General features: G+C 70.5%; 22 protein-coding genes. 13 read left to right on the top strand and 9 right to left on the bottom strand.

Going from position 1 to position 21,475, the window contains the following annotated elements:
* Positions 1–130 precede the first annotated feature (130 nt).
* The 3 genes from ACR9ZG_RS10810 to ACR9ZG_RS10800 all read right to left on the bottom strand — a co-directional run bounded on the left by ACR9ZG_RS10810 (position 131) and on the right by ACR9ZG_RS10800 (position 3,552).
* Positions 131–1,420: an ABC transporter substrate-binding protein gene (locus tag ACR9ZG_RS10810; protein ID WP_481284839.1), complete on the bottom strand. Its 1,290-nt coding sequence runs from the start codon at positions 1,418–1,420 to the stop codon at positions 131–133.
* Between the two features lie 211 nt (positions 1,421–1,631).
* Complete coding sequence (locus ACR9ZG_RS10805; protein WP_481284838.1) at positions 1,632–2,645, bottom strand: LacI family DNA-binding transcriptional regulator; 1,014 nt, start codon at positions 2,643–2,645, stop codon at positions 1,632–1,634.
* A gap of 34 nt (positions 2,646–2,679) precedes the next feature.
* On the bottom strand, positions 2,680–3,552 hold the full coding sequence (locus ACR9ZG_RS10800) for a LysR family transcriptional regulator (RefSeq protein WP_481284837.1): 873 nt from the start codon (positions 3,550–3,552) through the stop codon (positions 2,680–2,682).
* A gap of 91 nt (positions 3,553–3,643) precedes the next feature.
* Here ACR9ZG_RS10800 and ACR9ZG_RS10795 point away from each other — a divergent pair, with 91 nt between their 5' ends.
* The 3 genes from ACR9ZG_RS10795 (at position 3,644) to ACR9ZG_RS10785 (ending at position 6,608) form a co-directional block, all read left to right on the top strand.
* The gene (locus ACR9ZG_RS10795; RefSeq protein WP_481284836.1) at positions 3,644–4,918 is read left to right on the top strand and encodes an MFS transporter; all 1,275 of its coding nucleotides are present in this window, start codon (positions 3,644–3,646) and stop codon (positions 4,916–4,918) included.
* Between the two features lie 152 nt (positions 4,919–5,070).
* Positions 5,071–6,075 carry a TerC family protein gene (locus ACR9ZG_RS10790; RefSeq protein WP_481284835.1) on the top strand — a complete coding sequence of 335 codons (1,005 nt, stop codon included), beginning with the start codon at positions 5,071–5,073 and terminating at the stop codon, positions 6,073–6,075.
* Positions 6,072–6,608: an MOSC domain-containing protein gene (locus ACR9ZG_RS10785; RefSeq protein ID WP_481284834.1), complete on the top strand. Its 537-nt coding sequence runs from the start codon at positions 6,072–6,074 to the stop codon at positions 6,606–6,608. Before ACR9ZG_RS10790 ends, ACR9ZG_RS10785 begins: the two co-directional genes overlap by 4 nt.
* Before the next feature lie 16 nt (positions 6,609–6,624).
* Here the strand turns inward: ACR9ZG_RS10785 and ACR9ZG_RS10780 are convergent, their stop codons facing one another.
* The 5 genes from ACR9ZG_RS10780 to ACR9ZG_RS10760 are packed head-to-tail and all read right to left on the bottom strand — an operon-like array spanning position 6,625 to position 11,127.
* Positions 6,625–6,975: a hypothetical protein gene (locus ACR9ZG_RS10780; RefSeq protein WP_481284833.1), complete on the bottom strand. Its 351-nt coding sequence runs from the start codon at positions 6,973–6,975 to the stop codon at positions 6,625–6,627.
* 31 nt (positions 6,976–7,006) lie between these two features.
* Positions 7,007–7,981, bottom strand: a complete 975-nt coding sequence (locus tag ACR9ZG_RS10775; RefSeq protein WP_481284832.1) for a glycosyl hydrolase family 32 — start codon at positions 7,979–7,981, stop codon at positions 7,007–7,009.
* 2 nt (positions 7,982–7,983) lie between these two features.
* Complete coding sequence (locus ACR9ZG_RS10770) at positions 7,984–8,844, bottom strand: carbohydrate ABC transporter permease (RefSeq protein WP_481284831.1); 861 nt, start codon at positions 8,842–8,844, stop codon at positions 7,984–7,986.
* Positions 8,841–9,782, bottom strand: coding sequence for a carbohydrate ABC transporter permease (locus tag ACR9ZG_RS10765; RefSeq protein ID WP_481284830.1), 942 nt, complete (start codon positions 9,780–9,782; stop codon positions 8,841–8,843). Before ACR9ZG_RS10765 ends, ACR9ZG_RS10770 begins: the two co-directional genes overlap by 4 nt.
* 52 nt (positions 9,783–9,834) lie before the next feature.
* Positions 9,835–11,127, bottom strand: coding sequence for a sugar ABC transporter substrate-binding protein (locus ACR9ZG_RS10760; protein ID WP_481284829.1), 1,293 nt, complete (start codon positions 11,125–11,127; stop codon positions 9,835–9,837).
* 161 nt (positions 11,128–11,288) lie between these two features.
* Here ACR9ZG_RS10760 and ACR9ZG_RS10755 point away from each other — a divergent pair, with 161 nt between their 5' ends.
* Positions 11,289–12,305, top strand: coding sequence for a LacI family DNA-binding transcriptional regulator (locus ACR9ZG_RS10755; protein ID WP_481284828.1), 1,017 nt, complete (start codon positions 11,289–11,291; stop codon positions 12,303–12,305).
* 64 nt (positions 12,306–12,369) lie between these two features.
* On the opposite strand, the gene ACR9ZG_RS10750 is transcribed toward ACR9ZG_RS10755, so the two are convergent.
* On the bottom strand, positions 12,370–12,729 hold the full coding sequence (locus ACR9ZG_RS10750) for a UBP-type zinc finger domain-containing protein (protein WP_481284827.1): 360 nt from the start codon (positions 12,727–12,729) through the stop codon (positions 12,370–12,372).
* A 167-nt stretch (positions 12,730–12,896) separates the two neighbouring features.
* Between ACR9ZG_RS10750 and ACR9ZG_RS10745 the strand changes: the two genes are divergently transcribed.
* The 9 genes from ACR9ZG_RS10745 to ACR9ZG_RS10705 all read left to right on the top strand — a co-directional run bounded on the left by ACR9ZG_RS10745 (position 12,897) and on the right by ACR9ZG_RS10705 (position 21,351).
* Positions 12,897–14,540 carry an MFS transporter gene (locus tag ACR9ZG_RS10745; protein ID WP_481284826.1) on the top strand — a complete coding sequence of 548 codons (1,644 nt, stop codon included), beginning with the start codon at positions 12,897–12,899 and terminating at the stop codon, positions 14,538–14,540.
* Positions 14,537–15,022, top strand: coding sequence for a MaoC family dehydratase (locus ACR9ZG_RS10740; protein WP_481284825.1), 486 nt, complete (start codon positions 14,537–14,539; stop codon positions 15,020–15,022). Before ACR9ZG_RS10745 ends, ACR9ZG_RS10740 begins: the two co-directional genes overlap by 4 nt.
* Positions 15,019–16,089, top strand: coding sequence for a Dyp-type peroxidase (locus ACR9ZG_RS10735; protein ID WP_481284824.1), 1,071 nt, complete (start codon positions 15,019–15,021; stop codon positions 16,087–16,089). The genes ACR9ZG_RS10740 and ACR9ZG_RS10735 overlap by 4 nt, the downstream gene beginning before the upstream one ends.
* The gene (locus ACR9ZG_RS10730; protein WP_481284823.1) at positions 16,086–16,880 is read left to right on the top strand and encodes a family 1 encapsulin nanocompartment shell protein; all 795 of its coding nucleotides are present in this window, start codon (positions 16,086–16,088) and stop codon (positions 16,878–16,880) included. The genes ACR9ZG_RS10735 and ACR9ZG_RS10730 overlap by 4 nt, the downstream gene beginning before the upstream one ends.
* Before the next feature lie 101 nt (positions 16,881–16,981).
* Positions 16,982–17,860: a helix-turn-helix domain-containing protein gene (locus ACR9ZG_RS10725; RefSeq protein WP_481284822.1), complete on the top strand. Its 879-nt coding sequence runs from the start codon at positions 16,982–16,984 to the stop codon at positions 17,858–17,860.
* A gap of 57 nt (positions 17,861–17,917) precedes the next feature.
* Positions 17,918–18,502: a TetR/AcrR family transcriptional regulator gene (locus ACR9ZG_RS10720; RefSeq protein WP_481284821.1), complete on the top strand. Its 585-nt coding sequence runs from the start codon at positions 17,918–17,920 to the stop codon at positions 18,500–18,502.
* A gap of 117 nt (positions 18,503–18,619) precedes the next feature.
* Entirely contained in the window at positions 18,620–19,555 is a 936-nt protein-coding gene (locus tag ACR9ZG_RS10715) for a helix-turn-helix domain-containing protein (protein WP_481284820.1), read from the top strand.
* A gap of 83 nt (positions 19,556–19,638) precedes the next feature.
* Positions 19,639–20,355, top strand: a complete 717-nt coding sequence (locus ACR9ZG_RS10710; RefSeq protein ID WP_481284819.1) for an alpha/beta hydrolase — start codon at positions 19,639–19,641, stop codon at positions 20,353–20,355.
* Positions 20,356–20,385: 30 nt separating this feature from the next.
* Positions 20,386–21,351, top strand: coding sequence for an alpha/beta hydrolase (locus tag ACR9ZG_RS10705; protein WP_481284818.1), 966 nt, complete (start codon positions 20,386–20,388; stop codon positions 21,349–21,351).
* The last annotated feature ends 124 nt before the right edge of the window (positions 21,352–21,475 follow it).

Genomic DNA, 21,475 nt, shown 5'->3' with positions numbered 1-21,475 from the left:
CCCCCCCCGCGGGCCGGGCGGGGGGGGGGGTGTTCCCCCCCCGGCCCGGGGGGGGGGGCGGGGCCGGGGGGGGGGGGGGGGCCCGCCGGGGCCCCCCCCCCCCCCCCCGGGGCCACGATGGGCTGAGACGTCATTTGATCCGCTCTTGCGTCGCCTGCAGGTCGGCGACCACCTGGTCGACCGTCATCTCGCCGAGCACCAGGCTCTGGGCGTCCTTGACGATGGCGGTGTTGACGTCGGTCGCCAGCGTGTTCGGGAGCACCTGCATCGTCTTGACGCCGGAGCCGAAGCCGACGAGCTGCTCGGGCAGCGCGCCGCCCTCGAGCAGTTCCGGGTTCGTCGGGATGATGCGCGCCTGCTCGGCGAACACCTTCTGCTGGTCGGCCGCGGTCAGCCACTTGACGAACTTCAGCGCCTCCTCCGGGTGCTTGCCCTTCGGGTTGATGACGGCGCCCTTGCCCGGCACGCCGGCGGAGCGGGTGTCGTACGTGCCATCGGCGGCATTCGGGACCGGGAGGGAGATGTAGCTGCTGTAGTCGGGCGAGGTCTTGTAGCCGACGGAGACGCCAGGGGAGGCGTCGAAGATCGCGCCCACCTCACGCTTGTTGAAGAAGGACGCCTCGACCGAGGGGTTGTCGTCCTGGCCGCCCGGCAGCGAGTCGTTGGCGAGAACGCCGGCCTTCTTCAGGTCCACCAGGAGCTGGAACGCGTTCTTCCAGCCGTCGGACGTCCAGCTCTTCTTCCCGTCGAAGGTGGCCGAGATCTCCTCGTCGGTGAGCCAGTTCGAGGCATACGTCTGGATGAGCTGCGGCGTGAGCGACGCTGCGACCGAGAAGGCACCATGACCGCTCTTCTCGGTGGCGGCCTCGAGGTCGGCGATCAGGTCGTCCGTCGTCTTCGGCAGCGCGGCCGGGTCGACCCCGCTGGTCTCCGTGTCGGCGAGGATGCCGTAGGTCTGGGTCTCCCAGTGCACGGTGTAGACGCCCGCGGGGACGCCGAGGTTGTTGCCCTTCTTGAAGGTGGAGAGCGTGAGGATCGCCGGGCTGAAATCCTTCTTCCAGCCGTCGTTCATCTCCTTCGTCAGATCCATCGCCCAACCGGCCTTGTAGAACGGAGCCATGTCGGTGGCGTTGAACGACGAGTAGATGTCGGGCATCGACCTCGACTGCGCCTTCGCCTGGAGCTTGGCCAGGTAATCCGTCGGGCCGGGAGTGTCGACGGTGACCTTCACCCCGGTCTCCTTCGTGTACTTCTCCGCCAGCGCGGTGAGCGCCGCCTCCTGGCCGCGGGACTGGTTCATGAAGGTCAGTTCGACATCTTCTCCCGAGCCGGAGCCGGAGCCGTTCGAGGACGCGCATCCGGCGAGCAGGAGGGAGGAGACGGCCAGCGCTCCGGCCGCGACCCCGAGACGACGGCGCACCGTACGCGCCTTGGATCGTTTCACGTTCATCGTTGTGAGTCCTCACCTTTGAAAGACATGGGGGAAATGTGACCCGGCTCACGCTAGGGCGACGGCTTCCGCGCTGTCAATTGGCAATCGAATGCCAAGCGCTACGAGCCCGGACATTTTACGCAATATGTTGATTCCGTCGCCCCGCCGTGGGCACCGATTGCCGGACCGTCGGGCAGCGTCAGACCGCGTCGCCGGTGCTCGCACGGCCGACGACCTCGGTCGACAGCTCGACGCGCTGGGCAGGCACCGGATGCCCGTCCCGCGCGGCCAGGATCATCCCCACGGCGCGGGCCGCGATCTCACGCGTCGGCTGGCGGACGCTCGTCAGGGGCGGGTGCGCGCCGCGCGCCGTCACGCTGTCGTCGAATCCGATCACGAGCGCCTCCACCGGCACCTGCAGTCCTTCCGCCTGCGCAGCCCGCATCGCGTGGAGCGCCATGGTGTCGGTGCAGCCGAAGATCCCGATCGGCAGCTCTCCGCGAGCGGTCGAGCCGAGCATCCGCCTCACCGCGTCGTACGCATCCGCGCCGGACCAGTCGACGTCGAGACGCTCGACGTCGACGCCGGCCTCCTGCGCGGCCCCTACGAACCCGTCGACGCGGGCGCGACCGTGCCGCAGCGGCGGCGCCCCCACGAGGACGATCAGCCGGCGTGCGCCGCGCTCGAGCAGGTGCAGCGCCGCCTGGCGCCCGCCCGCCCGATCGGTCGGTCCGATGCTGGGCAGATGCCCGACCACATCGGAGGGAGGCTCGATGGCGACCGCCGGGATACCGGCTTCGGCCAGCGCCTCCAACTGCGCCGTCGTCGGGCGGACCGTGCCGAGGACCACGCCCGCCGAGCCCCGCGCGCGCACCCGCGCGTCCCAGTCGTCCTCCGGGTCGTCCCGTTCCGCGGTGAGGACGAGGTCGTACCCCGCCTGTTCCGCCGCGATCCGCGCGCCGGCGGTGATCTCATCGGCCCATTCGTTGTGGAATTTGTTCACGACGAGGTCGATGACGGGCGCCGACACCGTGCGGGGCCGCCCCCGCGACTCCTGCGCCCGGCGGTAGCCGAGCTCGCGCGCGGCCTGGAGCACACGGGTCCGAGTGGCGGGGCTCACCTCGCCGCGGCCGGCGATCACCCGCGACGCGGTGGGCACGGCGACCCCCGCCGCGCGGGCCACATCGGCGAGTGTCGGCTTGCGGGCGGTCATGCGTCTATTTTGCGTAAAAAGAGGCTCGCCCGCACTAACCCCCGATCCGCTCCTCCAGCAGCGCCAGCAGCGCCTCCGCCGCCCGGCCCGGTCGCGGGCGCGCGATGGCGCTCAGGCGCCAGGCGACCGTCTCGCGCAGCGGCCGGACGACGGCTCCTGGAGCGGGGATGATCGTCAGCTCGGGAAGGGCGGCCACCCCGAGCCCGGACGCCACGAAGCGCGGGATCTCGCCGAGGTCGGAGAGCTCGGTCGGCACCCGCCTGGTCAGCCCGAGGCCGGAGAACGCCCGATCCAGGGCGACGCGGTTGCCGAAGCCCGCGCGTGCATCCACCCAGGGGTCGTCCGCCAGGTCGGCCAAGGCGACCGCGCGCCTGCGGGCGAGTGGATGCGCCTCCGGCAGCACCGCGCGGAACGGGGACTCGGCGAGCGGGCGGATCAGCAGCCCGGGAACCGGGTCGGGGAGGCCGTGGAAGGCGATGTCGAGGCGCCCCTGCCTGACCTCCTCCACCAGGCCGGTCGATCCGCTGGGCGACGGGCCGAGGCGGAGGTCGACGTGCGGATGCCGGCGGTGGAACTCCCCCATGATCCCCGGCAGGTCGACCCGCATCAGGTTCGTGAAGATGCCCACCCGCACCGTGCCGCGGAGCGGGCCCTCTCGGTCGGCGAGCTCGCGCATCCGCTCGACGGCGTGGAGGGCCGCCCTGGCCTCCGCCAGCACCGCCTCGCCGGTGTCGGTCAGCCGCACGCCGTGGGCGTCGCGCTCGAACAGCGCCGACCCGAGCTCGCGCTCCAGGCTCTGGATGCCGGCGGAGACGGTCGACTGCGCGGCGAAGACCCGCTCGGCGGCGCGAGTGAAGCTGCCCTCGTCGGCGACGGCGGCGAGGTACTCCAGCTGGCGGGTCTCCACCGGCCCAGCCTAGCGGCCTATCGGAGTCACCGATACTCACGATCGGGTATTTCCGTTGGACTCGATGGCTGAGGAGGAGCATCCTTCAACCATGACCACCACATCGGCTCCCACCACCACGGACCGCCGCCCCTTCCGCCTGCGTCACGGGGCGGGCTTCTGGGTCATCGCCGCGGCCTTCCTCGCGGTGATGGCCTTCTCGACCATCCCCACCCCGCTGTACGCCTTCTACCAGGCCCGCGACGGCTTCCCGACCTGGGTCGTCACCGTGATCTTCGCCGCCTACGCGGTCGGCGTCATCGCGAGCCTGTTCCTCATCGGCCACCTCAGCGACTGGGCGGGACGACGCCGCATGGTGCTCATCGCCGTGCTCGTGGAGATCGTGGCCGCCGCCCTCTTCCTGGTCTGGAACGACGTCGCCGGCCTGATCGTCGCGCGCACCCTCTCCGGCATCGGCGTCGGCGCCCTCACGGCCAGCGCCACCGCGCACCTGAGCGAGCTGCGGGCCGTCGCACGACCGGAGGAGGGACCCCGCCTCGCCGGGACCGTGTCGACGGTCGTGAACACCGGCGGGCTCGCGCTCGGCCCGCTGATCGGCGGTGCCTTCGCCCAGTTCCTCCCGGCTCCGCTGCTGCTGCCGTACGCCGTGTTCCTGGTCGTCCTCGCCGTGGCCGCGGTCGCGGTCGCCCTGGTGCCCGAGACGGTCGAGCGCGCCGAGGAGCGCCCCGCCTACCGTCCGCAGCGCATCTCGCTCCCCGCCTCGGCGCGCGGCGCCTTCTCGGCCGCGGCGACCGCCGCCTTCGCCGGGTTCGCGGTGTTCGGCCTGTTCACCTCGCTCGCGCCGAGCGTGCTGGCCGGGACGCTGCACCAGACCTCGCACCTGCTCGCCGGCGCGGTCCCGTTCGGGGTCTTCGCGGCCTCCGCCGTCTCGCAGATCGTGTTCTCCCGTCTGTCGGCGCGCGCCCAGCTGGTCCTCGCGCTCGTACTGATGCTCGTCGGCCTCGCGGGCCTCGCGGCGGGCGTGCTGGCCGCCTCGCTCGGCGTGTTCATCGTCAGCGGGATCCTGGCGGGGGCGGGCGTCGGCCTCCAGTTCCGCTCCTCGATCGCCGCCGCCGCTGCCCTTGCGGCCCCGGAGCGCCGGGGCGAGGTCCTGGCCGCGATCTTCCTCATCGCGTACATCGGTCTCGCGCTGCCGGTGCTGCTGGTCGGGGTGGCGCTGATCCTCTGGCCGCTCGTGCCGGTGCTCGTGGTGTTCGTGGCCGCGGTGGCGGTGCTGTCGGTGGTCGCCGCGATCGGGATGCTGCGGCGGGACCGGTCGGCTCGCGTCGATCGAATTCCAGCATTTCCTCAGCCGGCCTCCCGGTAGGATCGGTGGGACAAGGGGAGTACTCCCGCAGCAGCGAGCCCGTCAATACGGATGCGCCATCGCATCCCGGGCCGCTGGTCCCGCCGCCGAGAGACATCGGCCGGGGCGGAGGAGACCTTGGCGAGTCGCTACGCCTACCCCTTGGAGTCCCGGTGCAGGTCACCCCGCTCATCTGGATCGTCACGATCGCCGTCACGATCGCCTTCTTCGTCTACGAGTTCTTCGCGCACGTGCGCAAGCCGCACGAGCCCACGATCGGCGAGTCCGCCCGCTGGTCCGCCTTCTACATCGGCCTGGCGCTGCTGTTCGGCGTCGGGATCGGGCTGGTCTCGGGCTGGAACTTCGGCGGCGAGTACTTCGCCGGCTACCTGACCGAGAAGGTCCTGTCGGTCGACAACCTGTTCGTCTTCCTGCTGCTGATGACCGCGTTCGCCGTGCCGAAGGCGTACCAGCAGAAGGTGCTGATGATCGGCATCGTCATCGCGCTGGTGCTGCGCGGCGCGTTCATCGCGGTCGGCGCGACCCTCATCGAGAGCTACTCGTGGGTGTTCTACCTGTTCGGCGCACTGCTGCTGTTCCTCGCGTGGCGACAGGCGTTCGGCTCCCACGACTCCGACCCGTCCGACAACCGCGCGATGCGGTTCGTGCGCCGCCACCTCCCCGTGACCGAGGAGTACCACGGCGACAAGTTGACGGTGAAGAAGGACGGCCGCCGCTTCGTCACGCCGATGCTGCTCACCATCATCGCGATCAGCCTGATCGACGTCGTCTTCGCCGTCGACTCCATCCCGGCGATCTACGGGCTCACCAGCGAGGCGTACATCGTCTTCACCGCGAACGCCTTCGCCCTGATGGGACTGCGCCAGCTGTTCTTCCTGATCGGCGGGCTGCTCGAGCGTCTGATCTACCTGTCGCAGGGTCTCGCGGTCATCCTCGGCTTCATCGGCGTGAAGCTCGTCTTCCACGCGCTGCACGTCAACGAGCTGCCCTTCATCAACGGCGGCCACCCGGTCGAGTGGATCCCGGAGATCCCGATCTGGTTCTCGCTCGTGTTCATCGGCGTGACCATCGCGGTGGCGGCGATCGCCAGCCTCCGCAAGACGCGCAGCACGAAGCGCGCCAAGGATGCGGCGACGTACGACACGATGGAGGCATGACGAGCGCACGCGTGGTCTCCGTCAACCGCGACGACGAGCACGGCTTCTCCAAGCGGCAGCGCCCCTCCATCACCCTGGTCGCCGGCCTCGGGGTGGAGGGGGATGCGCACTTCGGCGCGACCGTGCAGCACCGCTCCCGTGTGCGCCGCGACCCGACGCAGCCGAACCTGCGGCAGGTCCATCTGATGCACCGCGAGCTGTTCGACGAGGTGACGCCGGACGTCGAGCCCGGCGACCTCGGCGAGAACGTCACGACCGAGGGCGTCGACCTGCTCGCCCTGCCGCGCGGCACCCGGCTCCTTCTGGGCCAGGAGGCCGTGGTGGAGCTGACCGGGCTGCGCAACCCGTGCGTCCAGATCGACCGCTTCGAGCCCGGGCTGCTCAAGCAGGTGGTCGGGACGGGCCCTGAGGGCGAGACGGTGCGCCGCGCGGGCGTGATGGCGGTCGTCGTCGCGGGCGGCGTGGTGCGGCCGGGCGACCCGATCGCCGTCGAACTGCCGGCCGGCGCTCAGGAGGCGCTGGCGCCGGTCTGAGCCCGCGGCCGGGCCGTCACCCCTCGTCGTCGATGTCGGCCAGCAGCTGCTTGGTCGCCTTCGCGATGTCGTCGTGGTCGTTCTGCGCCGCCCGGCTCTCCAGCGAGATCACCGCGCACCGGTGCAGCTTCGCGAAGTCGCCGTACGGGAAGCTGTAGCGCTTCTTGGTCTCCTCGTTCGCGTCGTCGTCCACGCCGAGGTGCCAGAGCGCGTAGTCGTCCCAGCCGTTCTTCTCGATGAAGCGGTTCTGCTCGTCCGTGCTCGGCGCGTGCTCGCTCCAGTCGTCGCGGGAGTCGCGGACGACGTCCCCCTTCTTCAGGAGCGATCGCGCGTGGTCCAGGGCCTTCTTGTTCAGCTTCACGGTCATAGAGGTATCGCTACTCCCGCTGCGGCGGAGGTCAAGTGCTCGCGCCGAGCGCGACCAGCGCCGCCTCCCCCGTCACCACGCGCCCGTCGACGATGCCGACGGGCAGCGGGTCGGTGATGCCGCCGATCCACTCGCCGGTCGCAGCCGTGTTGCGGAACGCGAAGAACACCGGGCGGTCGGCGGCGCGGTCGTGGACGACCCGGCCGACGTACAGCTCCTGACCGGTCACCTGCTGAGCCTTCCGCGGATCCCACGTCCCGTCGGCATCGGCGATGATCGCCCACACGCCCCCGCTCGTCCCCGTCGCGCGCCGCGAGGCGGCGAGGTCCGGCGCGAGGCACGAGAAGAAGAGCACGGAGTGCCCGTCGATCGTCGCCGTGTTGAGCACCTCGAGCTGGCCGAACCCCGCGCCGGGCCTGGTCAGCGGCGGGTGGAGGGTCCACTCCCGCAGGTCGGCGGAGGTCGCCGTGCCGATGACGCCCCGGTCGTCGGGCGGGCCCTCGTTCGACCGGGCGGTGATCAGCATCCGCCAGGTGCCGTCGTCCTGGCGGTACACGAAGGGGTCGCGGAACGCCTCGTCGTGCCAGCTCCCGTCGCTGAGGAGCTCGTACCAGCGCCGGTCGGCCCGCAGGATCGGGTTCGCCCCGCTCTTGCGCCAGGTGATCAGGTCGTCGGAGGTGGCGACTCCCACACTCTGCACATTGCCGAGCGGCGTGAGGGTGGCCCCGGTGTAGAAGAGGTGCCACGTCCCGTCGTCGTCGCGCACGACGCTGCCGGTCCAGGTGGCGACGTCGTCGAAGGCCGGAGCGTCGCTGCGCACCAGCGCATCCTCGATCCTGGTCCAGTTCGTCAGGTCGGGCGACACCGCGTGGCCGACGGACGCGCGGTGGTGCCGCGCATCGGGGTCCTGCAGCGCCTTCGAGGCGTAGAGGAAGAAGAGGTGGTACCGGCCGCCGTCGTCCGCGAACCAGAAGTCCCAGACGTAGCTGTCGGGGAGAGAGAACATGTTCAGCCTTTCAGCCCTTGCGAGGCGATGGAGTTGACGAAGGAGCGCTGGAAGGCGACGAAGAGCGCCAGCACGGGGATGGTGATGATGCTCGCGTACGCCATGATCTGGCCCCACGAGGTGTTGAGCTGCTTGAAGTAGTCGATGCCGACCATCGCCGGGCGCACGGCCTCGCTCTGGGTGACCATGAGCGGCCACAGGTACTGGTTCCAGGCGGGCAGGAAGGTGAGGATGGCGACGGTCGCCACCGCGGGCCCGGCCAGCGGCATGATGATCGTCCGGTAGATCCGGAACCAGCCGGCCCCGTCGACGCGCGCCGCCTCGTCCAGCTCCTTCGGGATGGAGTCGAAGTACTGGAAGAAGAGGAAGATCGAGAACGCGTTGGCGATGAACGGCACGATCTGCACGGTGTACGTGTCGAGCCAGCCCTGCACGATCTGCGCGCCGTCGAAGTACGGGAGCTGGTTGACCTCCCACAGCAGCGGCAGCGCCATGACCTCGAACGGCACGATCAGTGTGGCGAGCACCACGCCGAGCGCCCACTTGCGGCCAGGCATCCGCATCCGCGACAGGGCGAAGGCGGCCATCGAGTTGACGATGATGCCGAGCGCGACGGTCGTCACCGAGATGATGATCGAGTTCAGCAGGAACTGGGCGAACGGGACGCGGTCGAACACACCGGTGTAGTTGTCCAGGCTCAGGTCGCCGACGGGGAGGAAGGCCTGGATGCCGTCGAGGTCGCCGAAGATCTGCGTGTCCGGCTTGAAGCTCGAGACGATCATGAACAGCAGCGGGAGGCCGAACACCAGGGCCAGCGCGATCTTCAGGACGAGCAGGAGCACGCCGCGTGCCGAGCGCCTCATCGCTGCACCTCCTTGTCGCGGGTGAGGAACCGCTGCAGCAGGGTGACGACCAGCACCAGCACGAAGAACACCAGCGAGATCGCCGACGCGTAGCCGGTCTGCTGCTGCTGGAACCCGCTGCGCACCGCCTGGAAGACGAGCGTCGAGGTGGAGTTGATCGGGCCGCCCTGCGTCATGATGTTGACCTGCGAGAACAGGCCGAACGCGGCGATGGTGATCGTGATGAGGATGAAGGTCCTGGTCTGCCGGAGGCCGGGCCAGGTGATGTGCGCGAACTGCTGCCAGCGCGTGGCGCCGTCGAGGGCGGCTGCTTCGTACAGCTCCTCCGGGATGGTCTGCAGGCCGGCGAGCCAGATGATCATGTGGAAGCCCATCGCCTGCCACGCCGACATGAGGATGATCGCGAACAGCGCCCAGTGCGGGTCGCCCAGCCAGTCGGGGCCCTGCACGCCGACCTTCGACAGCAGGACGTTGATGAGGCCGTCCTTCTGGTAGAGGAACAGCCACAGCATGGACACCACGACGATCGAGGTGACGACGGGCAGGAAGTAGACGGTCCGGAAGAACGTCGTCCCGCGCACCCGGCTGTTCACGAGGAGCGCGAGGACGAGCGCGAGCGCCGACTGGAACGGCACGATCACGATGGTGAAGATGATCGTGTTGCGCAGCGACGCCCAGAACGTGTCGTCGGTGAACAGGTTGACGAAGTTGTCGACGCCGACGAACTGCGCCGGCTCCGGCGAGACCAGGCGCGCGTTGGTGAAGGCGAGCACGAAGGTCAGGCCGATGGGCACGATCAGGAACGTGGCGATGAGGACGGCGGCCGGCGCGAACATCAGGAGCGCGATCGACGCCTCCTTCTTCTGTCCGGCGACGGCGGCGCGGGCGGTGCGGACGCGGCGCCCGAGGCGCACGTCCGGCTTGACGATGGTGGTCATGGCTGATCCCTCGTGAGACCGGGGCCGGGCGCGGTCGCCCGGCCCCGGTGGATCACTTGAAGTAGTTGTTCGACTTCTGGTTGGCGTCGATGTCCTTGACCGCCTGGTCGAGGGTCGACTTCGGGTCCGCGCCGTTGATGATGTCCTGCGCGGCCTTGGTGAACGTCGTGGCGATGAAGGGGTACCCGGGGGTGACCGGCCGCACCTCGGCGAACTCCTTCGAGTACTGGCGGAAGATCGCGTTGTCCTCGCCCTCGCCGTAGCCCGGCACCAGCGCCGCGGCGCCCTCGGTGGCCGGGATGGTGCCCGCCGCCTTCGCGACGCCCGCGACGTACTCGTCGGCGGTGGCGAACTTCATGTACGCCATCGCACCGGCCTGGTCGGAGCAGGTCTTCGAGACGCCCCACTGCCAGGAGCCGCCGCCGATCTTCGCGCCGTCGCCGAAGTCGACCGGCGGGAGGAACAGCACATCGTCGCCGAACTTCTCGCGCAGCGAGTCGGCCGCCCAGCTGCCGTCGTAGAGGATGCCGGTCTTGCCGTTGGCGAAGTCCGCCGCCGGGTCGGTGCCCGACTTCGCGGCGATGTAGCCGTCGGAGACCAGGCCGCGGAACCACTTCGCCCACGCCACCGCGTCTGCGCCGTTCAGCGCGCCGTCGGCGGTCTTGTAGCCGTCGCGGTCGATGAGGTCGCCGCCGAAGCTCTGCAGCAGCGGCGAGTACGCGTACGGCCACCACTCCCCGGTGGAGCTGGTCATGAAGTCGGCGGCGTGGCCGAACTTCCCCGAGGCCTTGAGCTTGGCGAGCACGTCGTCGAACTCGGCCTTCGTCCACGGCTCGTCGATCGTCGGGACGCGGGCGCCGATCGCGTCGAGCGTGCTCTTCCTCGTGATGAGGTTGAGGGCGACGTCGTAGAACCCGTAGGAGTACGTCTTGCCGTCGTACGTCCCGACCGTCGACGGCAGGAAGCCCTTCAGCTGCGACTCCAGGCCGGTCAGCGGCGACAGGTAGCCCGCCCACACCCAGTTCGGGACGTTGGGGGCGTCGATGTCGAGGATGCAGGGCAGCTTCTTCGACGCGGCGGCGGCGGTCACCGACTGGTTGTACGAGTCCTGCGGAAAGGCCTGGACCTTGACGGTGTATTTCGACTGGCTCTTGTTGAAGTCGTCCACGATCTTCTGGACGGCGCCGAGCTCGGCCTTGTTGCCAGCGTTGTGCGTCCACATGACGAGCTCCCCGTCGGAGCCGCCTGCGCCGCCGCCTCCCTTGGCGCAGCCCGTGAGCGTCACCACTGCTGCGGCCGTCATGATCGCGGTCGCCATGAGCGCCCGGCGAGTGTTCTTTCTCACTGTCGATCCTCCATTGGATTGTGATCACCGGGAGCTGGTCAGCCGACGCCCGGAAACTAAATGCATTTAGGTACTTACTAAATGCGTTTAGCCGCGTTGACGCTAGCACTAGGATGAAGCCGGTGCAACAAGCGCCGTCGTTCAGGGAGGAGCCGCGCAGCATGGCGAAACGGGTGACCATCGCGGACGTCGCCGCGGAGGCGGGCCTCTCGAAGACCGCCGTGAGCATGATCCTCAACGAGCGGACGGGGACCGGCCTCTCCCCCGAGACCGCCAAGCGCGTCCGCGCGATCGCCCAGCGACTCAACTACCGGCCCGACCCGTCGGCGCGCGCCCTCCGCATGGGAACGACCCCCACCATCGGCTTCGTCTCCGACGACGTCACGCTCACCCGCTACGCCTCGGCGATGATCCGCGGCATCCTCGACGTGGCAGAGGAGAACGACCACACGGTCCTCCTGGCCGAGACGGGCCACCACCCGGAGCGGCTCTCGGGCGCGCTCGACGCCATGCTCGACCGGCGGGTCTCCGCACTGGTCTTCGGATCGATGGCGGCCCGCCGGGTGGAGCTGCCCGAGCTGCCGTCCGACCTCCCCGTCGTGATGGTGAACGCGACCACGATGGTCGACTACCCGGTCGTGCTCCCCGACGAGCGCACGGCCGGCGCCGCCATCGCCCAGCTGCTCATCGACGCCGGCCACACCGAGATCGCGCTCATCGGCCGCCGCTACGACGAGGACCTCCCACCCGAGGTGTCGGTGACGATCTCGGACCGGTTCGCCGGCCTCGACGGGGTCATGGCCGAGAACGGACTGACCTGGGCGTGGGAGGAGGCGTTCGAGTTCTGGGCGCCGGACGACGGCTATCACGCCACCAAGCGCGCCCTGGCGTCGGGCGCCCGCTTCACGGCGATGGTCTGCCTGACCGACAACGTCTCCTTCGGCGCCTACCAGGCGCTCCAGGAGGCCGGCGTCCGCATCCCCGACCAGGTGTCGATCGCGTCGTTCGACGACGACGAGATCGCGACCTATCTGCGCCCCCAGCTGACGACGGCCCGCCTCCCGTACGAGGAGATGGGCCGCCGGGCCATGTCGCTCGCGCTGCAGGGCATCGGCGAGCCCCGCCGCCACCTCGTGCCGATGCCGATCATCCGGCGCGGGTCGGTTCGGGAGGGCTGAGCGGACACGACCCCGGTAGTACGGTCGCGGCATGACCACGCGCGCCGCACCGACCCGCTGAGGATCAGCCCCGCAGCAGGAACTGCCAGTTCCCGGGGACCCTGTCCGCCGGTCCCGGGGTCGGCTGGCTGAGCGGGTGGTGCTCAGGCGCCGCAAGCCGCGGGCCGACCGCCTCCTGGCCCGTGGCGTAATCCCAGAACCAGTCCTCGCCGGGCTCGAAGCTCTGCATCCACCGGTGCCCGGTGGCCAGCGCGTGCGCGGTCCCGTGCGCGTTGACCGACTGGTCGCAGCATCCGATGTGTCCGCAGACCGCGCAGCGGCGCAGGTGGAACCACCAGCTGCCCTCCGCCTCGCAGTCGAGGCACCCCGGTCCGGCCGGCGGAATCGTCGTGTCGATCGTCCCGTCTGGGATGCGCTCTGTCATCGGCCCCTCATCCATTCCGCACGAACTGCTGCGTCAAGCATCCTCCACGGGACGCTCCCGCGCGTGACCCCGGCAGGGCCACGACAGCCCCGTCGGCCCGCTCCTAGGGTCGTCTCGACCGGCCGGGGCGGACCCGGTGGCGCAGCTCACTCACGGAAGGGACGGACATGGCCGATCAGCCGCTGACCGGGTCCGTGGCCGGCAGCACCCGTTCGCGGCGGGCGGCCTCAGCGTGGGCTCCGCTGGCGATCCCCGCCTTCCGCGTCCTCTGGTTCGCGCAGCTCGGGAGCAACATCGGCACGTGGATGCAGACGGTCGGCGCCCAGTGGTACCTGGTCGAGGTGTCCGCCGGCGCGGTCGTGATCGCTCTCGTGCAGACGGCGAGCCTGGCGCCCGCGATCGTGCTGTCCCTCCCGGCGGGCGCACTGGCCGACTCCCTCGACCGCCGCAAGCTGCTCATCGTGGGATCGGTGGCCAGCGCCGTGATCGCCACCGTCCTCACGATCATCAGCGCACTCGGCGCGCTCACGCCGTGGACGGTGCTCGTCATCACGCTGCTGCTCGGCGTGACCTCCACCGTGACCTCTCCGGCCTGGCAGGCGATCCAACCCGAGCTGGTCCCCCGCGAGCTCATCGCCGCGTCCTCCGCCCTCGGCGGTGTGACGGTCAACGGCGCGAGGGCGGTCGGGCCGGCGCTGGCGGGCGTCGTCCTCTCGTTCTTCGGCACTCCGGTCGTCTTCGGCCTCAACGCCGTCAGCTTCATCGGGGCCGCGGCCGCACTGATCTGGTGGCGGCGGCCGCCCCAGCAGGGCCTCGACGACCGCGAGCCGTTCGTCGCCGCGATCCGGGCCGGCGTGCGGTACGTGACCTCCGCGGCGCTCATCCGCCGGATCCTGCTGCGGGCGGCCCTCTTCGCCCTGCCCGGAAGCGCGATCTGGGCGCTGCTGCCGCTCGCCGCGGAACGGCTCCACCTGGACTCGGCGGGCTACGGACTCCTCCTCGGCGCTCTCGGCGTCGGAGCGGTCGCGGGCGTCTTCGCCCTCCCGCCCGCCAGGAAGCGCTTCTCGGACACGACGATCGTGACGTGGAGCGCCGCCCTCTTCGCCGTGACGACGCTGGCGGCCGGGTACTGGCCGCTGGCTGCGGTGCTTCCGACGCTGGTCGTCGGCGGCCTCGCCTGGATCGGAACGCTCACCGTCCTCAACACGGCCCTCCAGCTGACCCTGCCGCAGTGGGTCCGCTCGCGGGGCGTCTCGATCTACATCCTCGTCTTCATGGGGACGATGGCCATCGGCTCGTGGCTGTGGGGGTTCCTGGCTCAGCTGTACGGCGCACCCGCCTCCTCGCTCGCCGCGGCGATCCTCCTGGCACTGGTGGCGGCGAGCGCCGTCGTGCTCCCGCTCCGTGCGGGCACCGGCTCCATCGACCGGACCTTCTCGTTGACGTGGGCGGAGCCGCGACTGCAGTTCACCCCCGCTCCCACCGACGGGCCGGTGCTCGTCCATGTCGCATACCGGGTACCCGAGGAGTCGAGCGCCGCCTTCATCGCCGCGATGCGCTTCGTCGAAGGGTCGCGGCGGCGGACCGGGGGCTACCGCTGGTCGCTCTACCGCGGCGGAGAGGACGAGGACCTGTATCTCGAGGCCTTCATGGTCCCCTCCTGGGCCGAGCACCGCCGCCAGGAGACGGAGCGGCTGACGGGGCGGGACCGCGAGCAGCTCGACGCGGCCATCGCCTTCGCCGGCGCCCCGCCGGTCGAGCATCACTACTTCCCCGCCCCATCCCGACACGAAGGAGACAGACACCCATGACCGAGTTCGACCCGCTTCACTTCGGGATCGTCGAGCCGCGCACGTTCGAGCAGCTGCGCATCGGCGAGATCTTCCGCGCCCCGAGCCGGACGGTGACGGACGCGCACGCCTCGGCCTTCCAGGCCGTGTCCGCCGACAACCACCCGGTCCACTACGACGAGGTGTGGGCGAAGGCGCACGGGCACAGCGCGCCGGTGGTGCACGGGCTGCAGGTGCTGGCCTTCACGGCGCCGGGAGCCACGCTGTTCCCGCACGTCATCGGGGAGGTCTTCATCGCGTTCACCGGATTGTCGGCGACGTTCCTGGGCGAGGTCCACGCCGGCGACACGCTCTACTCGCAGCTGGAGATCACGGCGCTCACGCCGGACGGGCCGAACGGCATCGTCACCGCCGCCGTCACCGTCCACAACCAGCGGTCGGAGGTCGTCCTCTCCGGCGAGCACACCTACCTGCTGAAGCGCACGGAGGAACCGGCGGCGTGACCGCGGCGGTCAGCAGCGACAGACGGGTGCCGATCGAGCCGCAGAGTGTGGATGCGCCGCTGACGCAGACGGCGATCTTCCTCGTCCTGACGGTCCGCGACACCGACGCCGCCGTCGATACGGTCCGCTCGAGCCTGGCCGACGTGGCGGGGCTCATCAAGTCGGTCGCGTTCCGGGGCCTCGGCTCGTCGTTCAGCTGCACGGTCGGCATCGGCGCCCGCGTCTGGCCGGCCCTGGTCGGGAGACCGCTGCCGGCGCAGCTGCGCCCCTTCCGGACGATCGCCGGCGCGACCCATACGGCTCCGGCGACGCCGGGGGATCTGCTGTTCCACATCCGCTCCGACAGGCACGACCTGTGCTTCGAGTTCGAGCAGCTCCTTCTCGAACAGCTCGACGGTGCGGTGGACGTCGCGGACGAGACCACCGGTTTCCGGTACTTCGACGTCCGCGACCTGCTCGGATTCGTCGACGGCACGGCGAACCCCGTCGGCCAGGACCTCCACGCCGCGACGATCGTCGGAGAGGAGGACCCGGCATACGCCGGCGGGAGCTACGCCGTCGTGCAGAAGTACACGCACCCGCTCGCGGCCTGGAACGCGCTCACGACCGAGCAGCAGGAGGCGATCATGGGGCGGCGCAAGGCCGACAACGTCGAGCTCGACGACGCCGCCACCGGTCAGAAGGCGCACAAGACCCTGGCGACGATCGTGGACGCGAACGGCGACGAGCACGACATCCTCCGCGACAACATGCCCTTCGGCAGCGTCGCCGCCGGCGAGGTCGGGACGTACTTCATCGGCTATGCTCGCGACCTCTGGGTGATCGAGAAGATGCTCGAACGCATGTTCATCGGAGACCCGCCCGGCCTGCACGACCGGCTCCTCGACTTCTCCACCGCCCGTACCGGATCGAGCTTCTTCGTACCGTCGGCGGCCTTCCTCGCGCAGCTGGGCGACGCCCCGGGCACGCAGGACGCCTCCGCCCCGCTCGCGCCGGCCTCCGCTGACGGGTCGCTCGGAATCGGATCCGGTCGCACCCCCTCACCCACGAAGGACATCCCCCGATGAACCACCTGTTCCGCGAGCTCGCCCCGATCACCGCCTCCACCTGGGAGATGCTCGACGACGAAGCGCGCACGCGCCTCGTTCCTGCGCTCAACGGCAGGAAGCTCGTCGACTTCTCCGGGCCCAACGGCTGGCAGTACTCCGCCACCTCGCTCGGGCGCGTCGGCGACCTCATCGACGCGCCCCTCACGAGCGTGACCGCTCGCACGCGCGCCGTGCTCCCGCTCGCCGAGCTCCGGGTGGAGTTCACGCTCGACCGGGCAGAACTCGACGCGGCCGAGCGGGGCGCCGTCGATGTGGACCTGTCCCCGCTGGACACGGCGGCCTCCGACCTGGCGACGGCCGAGAACTCCGCGATCATCAGCGGATGGCCCGCGGCCGGCTTCAGCGGCATCACCCCCTCCGCGCCCGCGCCGACGGCCCCCGTCGACGCGGGCTCCGACCTCGCGCGAGCCGTCGCCGCGGCCGTCGCCCAGCTGAAGCGGTCCGGCATCGACGGACCGTACGGACTCGCCCTCGATACGAACACGTGGGTCGATGTCGAGGGCGGCAGCGACGCGGGAGGCTCGCCGCTGGCGCGTCATCTGGGTCGCATCCTGGGCGGCCCGGCGCTGTGGGTGCCGGGAGCGCCTGGCCCGGTCGTGGTGAGCCTCCGCGGCGGCGACTTCGTCTTCGAATCCGGTCAGGACATCGCCCTGGGCTACTCCGGCCACACCGCCGGAACGGTCACGCTCTACCTGGAGGAGTCGTTCAGCTTCCGGGTCGCCACGCCGGAGGCGGCCGTCGCCCTCTAGGCGTCGCGACTTGCGCCGAGGCGGCTCAGCGTTGGTCTGCCGGGCGGTCCTCGTTACGCTCAGGAGGTGGACAAGACCGCAGGCGTGAGACGACGTCGGGCATGAGCCCGGCATTCATGCCCGCATCGGGCCGTCTCTACGGAAGGCTGCCCGGATCGACGGCGCGCACCACCAGGTTCGTCGCGTTCGACACGGTCAGCGCTGCGGCCGTGCGGGCGCCCACCTCGCCGGACGAGACCGGGAGCGGCTACGACGATCCCGGCGACGTCCTGGTCCTCGCATTCGTCACCGCCGGGTCGGTCGCCTCCATCGCCGGCCGGGAGACCCACCTGCGCAGCCGGGGCGACATGGCGATGAGTCAGCTCACCCGCGTCGACAAGGTCGGCATGACCGGTGACTTCCGCTCGGTCTCCCTCCGCTTCGACAGCGGTCTCATCCACGCCTCCTCCCGCGAGATCGATCACCTGATGCGGCGTCGTTTCACGCAGTCCGAACCGATCCCCCGGCTGCTGGGAGCGATGTGCCGCGAGCTGCTCGGGCCCGAACAGCTCGGGCCCGGCGCGGCGACGGCCGTGACCCGGTCGGTGGTCAGCCTGTGCGCCGGCCTGTTCGACGATGCGCTCGGCCGCACGTCGCCCCCGGAGCGCCTGTCGCGCAACGTGGTCGCCCAGGCGCTGAACTACATCGAGGTCAACGCCTCCTGCCCCGGTGTCGACCCGCAGCGCGTGGCCGACGCGCTCCAGATCTCCGTCCGCACCCTGCACAAGGCGTTCGAGCACGAGCCGCACACGGTGGCGCAGGCGATCCTCGCCCGGCGGCTCGCGGAGGCCGAGCGCCTGCTGCGCACCGAGACATGCCGGATCGAGGACGTCGCCATCCGCTCCGGGTTCACCTCGTCGTCGTCCTTCAGCCGGGCGTTCCGCCGGGTTCACGACATGACCCCCCGGGATTGGCGACGGGCCAGGCTCGAGCGCGATTAGATCCCAGGGGTCATCCTTCGGGTGCACCCGCACCGGCTCGCTTGGTACGCTCGGCAGATGTCTCGAAAGCGAGAGTTCGATGAGGAGCTCGTCCTCGCCAGCGCGCTGGACGCCTTCTGGAGCAAGGGTTTCACGCTCGCATCGATGACGGACATCTCCCGGCGGTCCGGCGTCGGCAACGGCAGCATCTACGCCGCGTACGCATCGAAGGCCGAGCTCTTCCTCCTCGTGCTGAAGCGCTACTGCTCGTCGCGCGTCGCGACGGTCCGCGCGTCGATGGCCTCTGGCCGGACGCCGGCAGAGGCCGTCGCCCACCTGTTCGCAGCGGTCATCGACGACTGCGGGGCCCACTCGCCGAGCTGGGGCTGCCTCATGCTGAACAGCATGGCGGAGGTCGGTCGCGGGTGGCCGGAGGTGCGCGACATCGCCGCCTCGGCCACGGCCGAGATGCAGTCGATCGTCCGGTCGCGGCTCGACGACGACCGTGTCGCCTCCCCGGACGAGCGCGGAGTGCTGGCGGCCGACATCGTCGCCGCCTCCCACTCGCTGATCCAGTACAGCCTCCTGGACGACGACCCCGCGATGCTCCGGCGGCTGTCGGAATCCGTCCTCCGGCGGTACACGCCGGTGCTCAGCCACTAGGGCCTATCCTCGGCCCGCTCTTGACGCGCAGCGCAGCATTCCTGTTCCCTCCGCGCATCGACGATTCTGGAATCATCATTTCCGGCAGAGTTGTCGCTGTACGGAGGGAGATGTGCGATGACCGATCCGAGTCCCCTGGGCGCGTACCTCAGAGCGCGCCGGGATGCGCTGTCGCCTGAAGCGGCCGGCGTACCATCCGGCGAGAAGCGGCGGGTCCCCGGGCTGCGGCGGCAGGAGGTGGCGAAGCTCGCCGGAATCAGCGCCGAATACTACCTCCGGCTCGAGCAGGGACGGGATCGTCAGCCCTCCACCCAGGTGCTGTCGGCGCTGGCCCGCGCGTTCCAGCTCGACGAGGACGCCACCGAGTACCTGTTCCGGCTCGCCGGGCAGACGGCACCCTCCAGCGTCTCGCGGGCGTCGATCGCACGCACGTCGACGGTGGCCGGGCCGCGACCGGAGGAGCGCACCGAGCGCGTCGGCCGCGTCCTCCAGGAGTGGGCGTCCAACCCGGCCTTCGTCTTCGACCGCAACCTCGACATCCTCGGAGTCAACGACCTCGGCCTGGAGCTGATGCCGTTCTTCGAGCGCCGGAGCGGCAACCTCGTCGAGCATGTGATCCTGGGCGCCCAGACCGCTCCCGACGACTACCGCGTGTTCTGGGAGAAGACCGCCGAGAGCTTCGTGCAGGCGCTCCGCTACTGGGCCGACCCCGCCGACCCTCGGCTGCAACTGCTCGCGGCCTCGCTCTCCTCGAAGTCCGCCCTGTTCCGGGAGGTGTGGAGCAGTCACGAGGCCCGCCCGCTCCGAAGCGGCATCGTGGCCGTCGACGTGCCTCCGTTCGGCATGCTCAACTTCCGCTGGCAGACGTTCGAGGTCCCGGGGCGCACGGAGTTCCTGACCATGCTCGGGGACCCGGGGTCCGGTTCGTCGGCGGCGGCGCTGGACTACCTGAAGGCCAAGGTCAGGCTCAAGAAGGAGATCGCCACCCAGAGCGAGCCGGTGCGCCCCCGGCTGGAGTACATCGACCAGGCGGACGCGCTCAGCGGTCCGTGACATCCAGACCGTGACGGGGCCACGACAACCCCGTCCTGCCGCTCCTAGCGTCGGTGGTGAAGGCAACCTCGAAAGGACACGACATGCCCACCACCCCCACCATCGTCCTCATCCACGGCGCGTTCGCCGACGCGGCGAGCTTCCAGCCGGTCACCCGCAAGCTCCTCGACCGCGGTTACACGGTCCTCGTTCCGGCCGTCCCGAACCGCAGCCTCCTCGGCGACTCCGCGTACATCCGCTCGATCGTCGAGAAGATCGACGGACCGGTCCTCCTCGTCGGCCACTCCTACGGCGGCGCGGTCATCACGGTCGCGGGCGCCGCGGACAACGTCGTCGGCCTGGTCTACCTCTCGGGGTACGCCCTGGCCGAGGGCGAGAGCCTCGGGCAGCTGCAGGGCGGCTTCCCCGACTCCGAGCTGGCCGCCAACCTCGTCTACACGCCGTTCCCGAACCCGGGCGGCGAGGACGGCACCGACGTGTCGGTGAAGATCGACGCGTTCCCGGAGGTGTTCGCCGCCGGTGTCGACCCCGCCGTGTCGCAGGTCCTCGCCGTGGGCCAGCGCCCCCTCGCCGTGCTCGCCTTCAGCGAGGCGGCCCCGGTCGCCGCGTGGAAGACGAAGCCGTCCTTCGGCATCGTGTCGGCGGCCGACCACACCATCAACCCGGACGTGGAGCGCTTCGGCTACAAGCGGGCCGAGTTCCGCCGCGTCATCGAGCTGGACGCGCCGCACCTGGTCATGCAGGCCCTGCCGGAGGAGGTCGTCCAGTTCATCGTGGACGCCGCCGCCGAGGTCGCCTGAGAACCGGTCGAGGCGTCTGAGGAGATGACGATGGCAACAGCCAATCCGCGCGACTACACGCTCCAGCCGGAGGCGCTCGCCTTCGCGGAGGCGACGCTCAACCCTCCGTTCCTGTACCAGATGGCCCCGGAGGACGGCCGGAAGGTCGTGGACGGCGTCCAGGACTCGGAGATCGTCAAGCCGGACGTGGACGAGAAGTGGATCACCGTCACGGGCGGCCCCACCGGCTCCGTCCCCGTGCGCATCGTGAAGCCCGCGGGCTCCACGGGCACCCTTCCCGTCGTCGTGTACACGCACGGCGCCGGCTGGGTCTTCGGCGACGCCCACACCCACGACCGCCTCGTCCGCGACCTCGCGATCGGCACCGGCGCGGCCGTGGTGTTCCCCGAGTACACCCGGTCGCCGGAGGCGAAGTACCCGGTCGCGAACGAGCAGGCGTACACGGCCGCGAAGTGGGTGGCCGAGCACGGCGCCGACGAGGGCCTGGACGGCGGCAACATCGCCATCGCCGGCGACTCCGTCGGCGGCAACATGGCGATCGCCCTCACCCTGATGGCGAAGCAGCGCGGCGACCTGACGTTCAAGGCTCAGGTCTTGTTCTACCCCGTCACGGACGCGAGCTTCGACGACGGCTCCTACACGGAGTTCGCCGACGGATACTGGCTCACCCGCGACGCGATGAAGTGGTACTGGGATCAGTACACCTCCACCGAGCAGGAGCGCGACGAGATCACCGTCTCTCCGCTGCGGGCGACCCTCGACGACGTCGCGGGCCTGCCTCCTGCGCTGGTGATCAACGCGGAGTGCGACGTGCTGCGCGACGAGGGCGAGGCATACGCCTCCAAGCTCCGCGCGGCGGGCGTCGAGGTGACGGGCGTGCGTTACGAGGGCATCATCCACGACTTCGTGATGCTCAACGCCCTGCACGGCACGCCGCAGTCGAAGGCGGCGATCGCGCAGGCTGCGGCGTTCCTGAAGGACGCGCTGTCCGCGTGACCACCCGGTCCATGTGACCACCGGCGGGGGGGGGGGGGGGGGGGGGCCCCCCCCCCCCCCCCCCCCGCCCGCCCCCCGGGGCGGGGGGGCGGCAACGCCGGCCGCGGCGGCGCCGCCCCCCCCC

It is taken from the genome of Leifsonia sp. KNZ12-8B (assembly GCF_056755495.1).
Note: the sequence above shows the minus strand (reverse complement) of the source record. Positions and strands in the feature narration are given on the sequence as shown.

What these genes read in the sequence shown, in the direction of transcription:
- ACR9ZG_RS10805 (WP_481284838.1), bottom strand. Translation starts at nt 2,645, where the DNA reads ATGACCGCCCGCAAGCCGACACTCGCCGATGTGGCCCGCGCGGCGGGG.
- ACR9ZG_RS10795 (WP_481284836.1), top strand. Translation starts at nt 3,644, where the DNA reads ATGACCACCACATCGGCTCCCACCACCACGGACCGCCGCCCCTTCCGC.
- ACR9ZG_RS10785 (WP_481284834.1), top strand. Translation starts at nt 6,072, where the DNA reads ATGACGAGCGCACGCGTGGTCTCCGTCAACCGCGACGACGAGCACGGC.
- ACR9ZG_RS10780 (WP_481284833.1), bottom strand. Translation starts at nt 6,975, where the DNA reads ATGACCGTGAAGCTGAACAAGAAGGCCCTGGACCACGCGCGATCGCTC.
- ACR9ZG_RS10775 (WP_481284832.1), bottom strand. Translation starts at nt 7,981, where the DNA reads ATGTTCTCTCTCCCCGACAGCTACGTCTGGGACTTCTGGTTCGCGGAC.
- ACR9ZG_RS10770 (WP_481284831.1), bottom strand. Translation starts at nt 8,844, where the DNA reads ATGAGGCGCTCGGCACGCGGCGTGCTCCTGCTCGTCCTGAAGATCGCG.
- ACR9ZG_RS10765 (WP_481284830.1), bottom strand. Translation starts at nt 9,782, where the DNA reads ATGACCACCATCGTCAAGCCGGACGTGCGCCTCGGGCGCCGCGTCCGC.
- ACR9ZG_RS10755 (WP_481284828.1), top strand. Translation starts at nt 11,289, where the DNA reads ATGGCGAAACGGGTGACCATCGCGGACGTCGCCGCGGAGGCGGGCCTC.
- ACR9ZG_RS10750 (WP_481284827.1), bottom strand. Translation starts at nt 12,729, where the DNA reads ATGACAGAGCGCATCCCAGACGGGACGATCGACACGACGATTCCGCCG.
- ACR9ZG_RS10745 (WP_481284826.1), top strand. Translation starts at nt 12,897, where the DNA reads ATGGCCGATCAGCCGCTGACCGGGTCCGTGGCCGGCAGCACCCGTTCG.
- ACR9ZG_RS10740 (WP_481284825.1), top strand. Translation starts at nt 14,537, where the DNA reads ATGACCGAGTTCGACCCGCTTCACTTCGGGATCGTCGAGCCGCGCACG.
- ACR9ZG_RS10730 (WP_481284823.1), top strand. Translation starts at nt 16,086, where the DNA reads ATGAACCACCTGTTCCGCGAGCTCGCCCCGATCACCGCCTCCACCTGG.
- ACR9ZG_RS10725 (WP_481284822.1), top strand. Translation starts at nt 16,982, where the DNA reads ATGAGCCCGGCATTCATGCCCGCATCGGGCCGTCTCTACGGAAGGCTG.
- ACR9ZG_RS10720 (WP_481284821.1), top strand. Translation starts at nt 17,918, where the DNA reads ATGTCTCGAAAGCGAGAGTTCGATGAGGAGCTCGTCCTCGCCAGCGCG.
- ACR9ZG_RS10715 (WP_481284820.1), top strand. Translation starts at nt 18,620, where the DNA reads ATGACCGATCCGAGTCCCCTGGGCGCGTACCTCAGAGCGCGCCGGGAT.
- ACR9ZG_RS10710 (WP_481284819.1), top strand. Translation starts at nt 19,639, where the DNA reads ATGCCCACCACCCCCACCATCGTCCTCATCCACGGCGCGTTCGCCGAC.
- ACR9ZG_RS10705 (WP_481284818.1), top strand. Translation starts at nt 20,386, where the DNA reads ATGGCAACAGCCAATCCGCGCGACTACACGCTCCAGCCGGAGGCGCTC.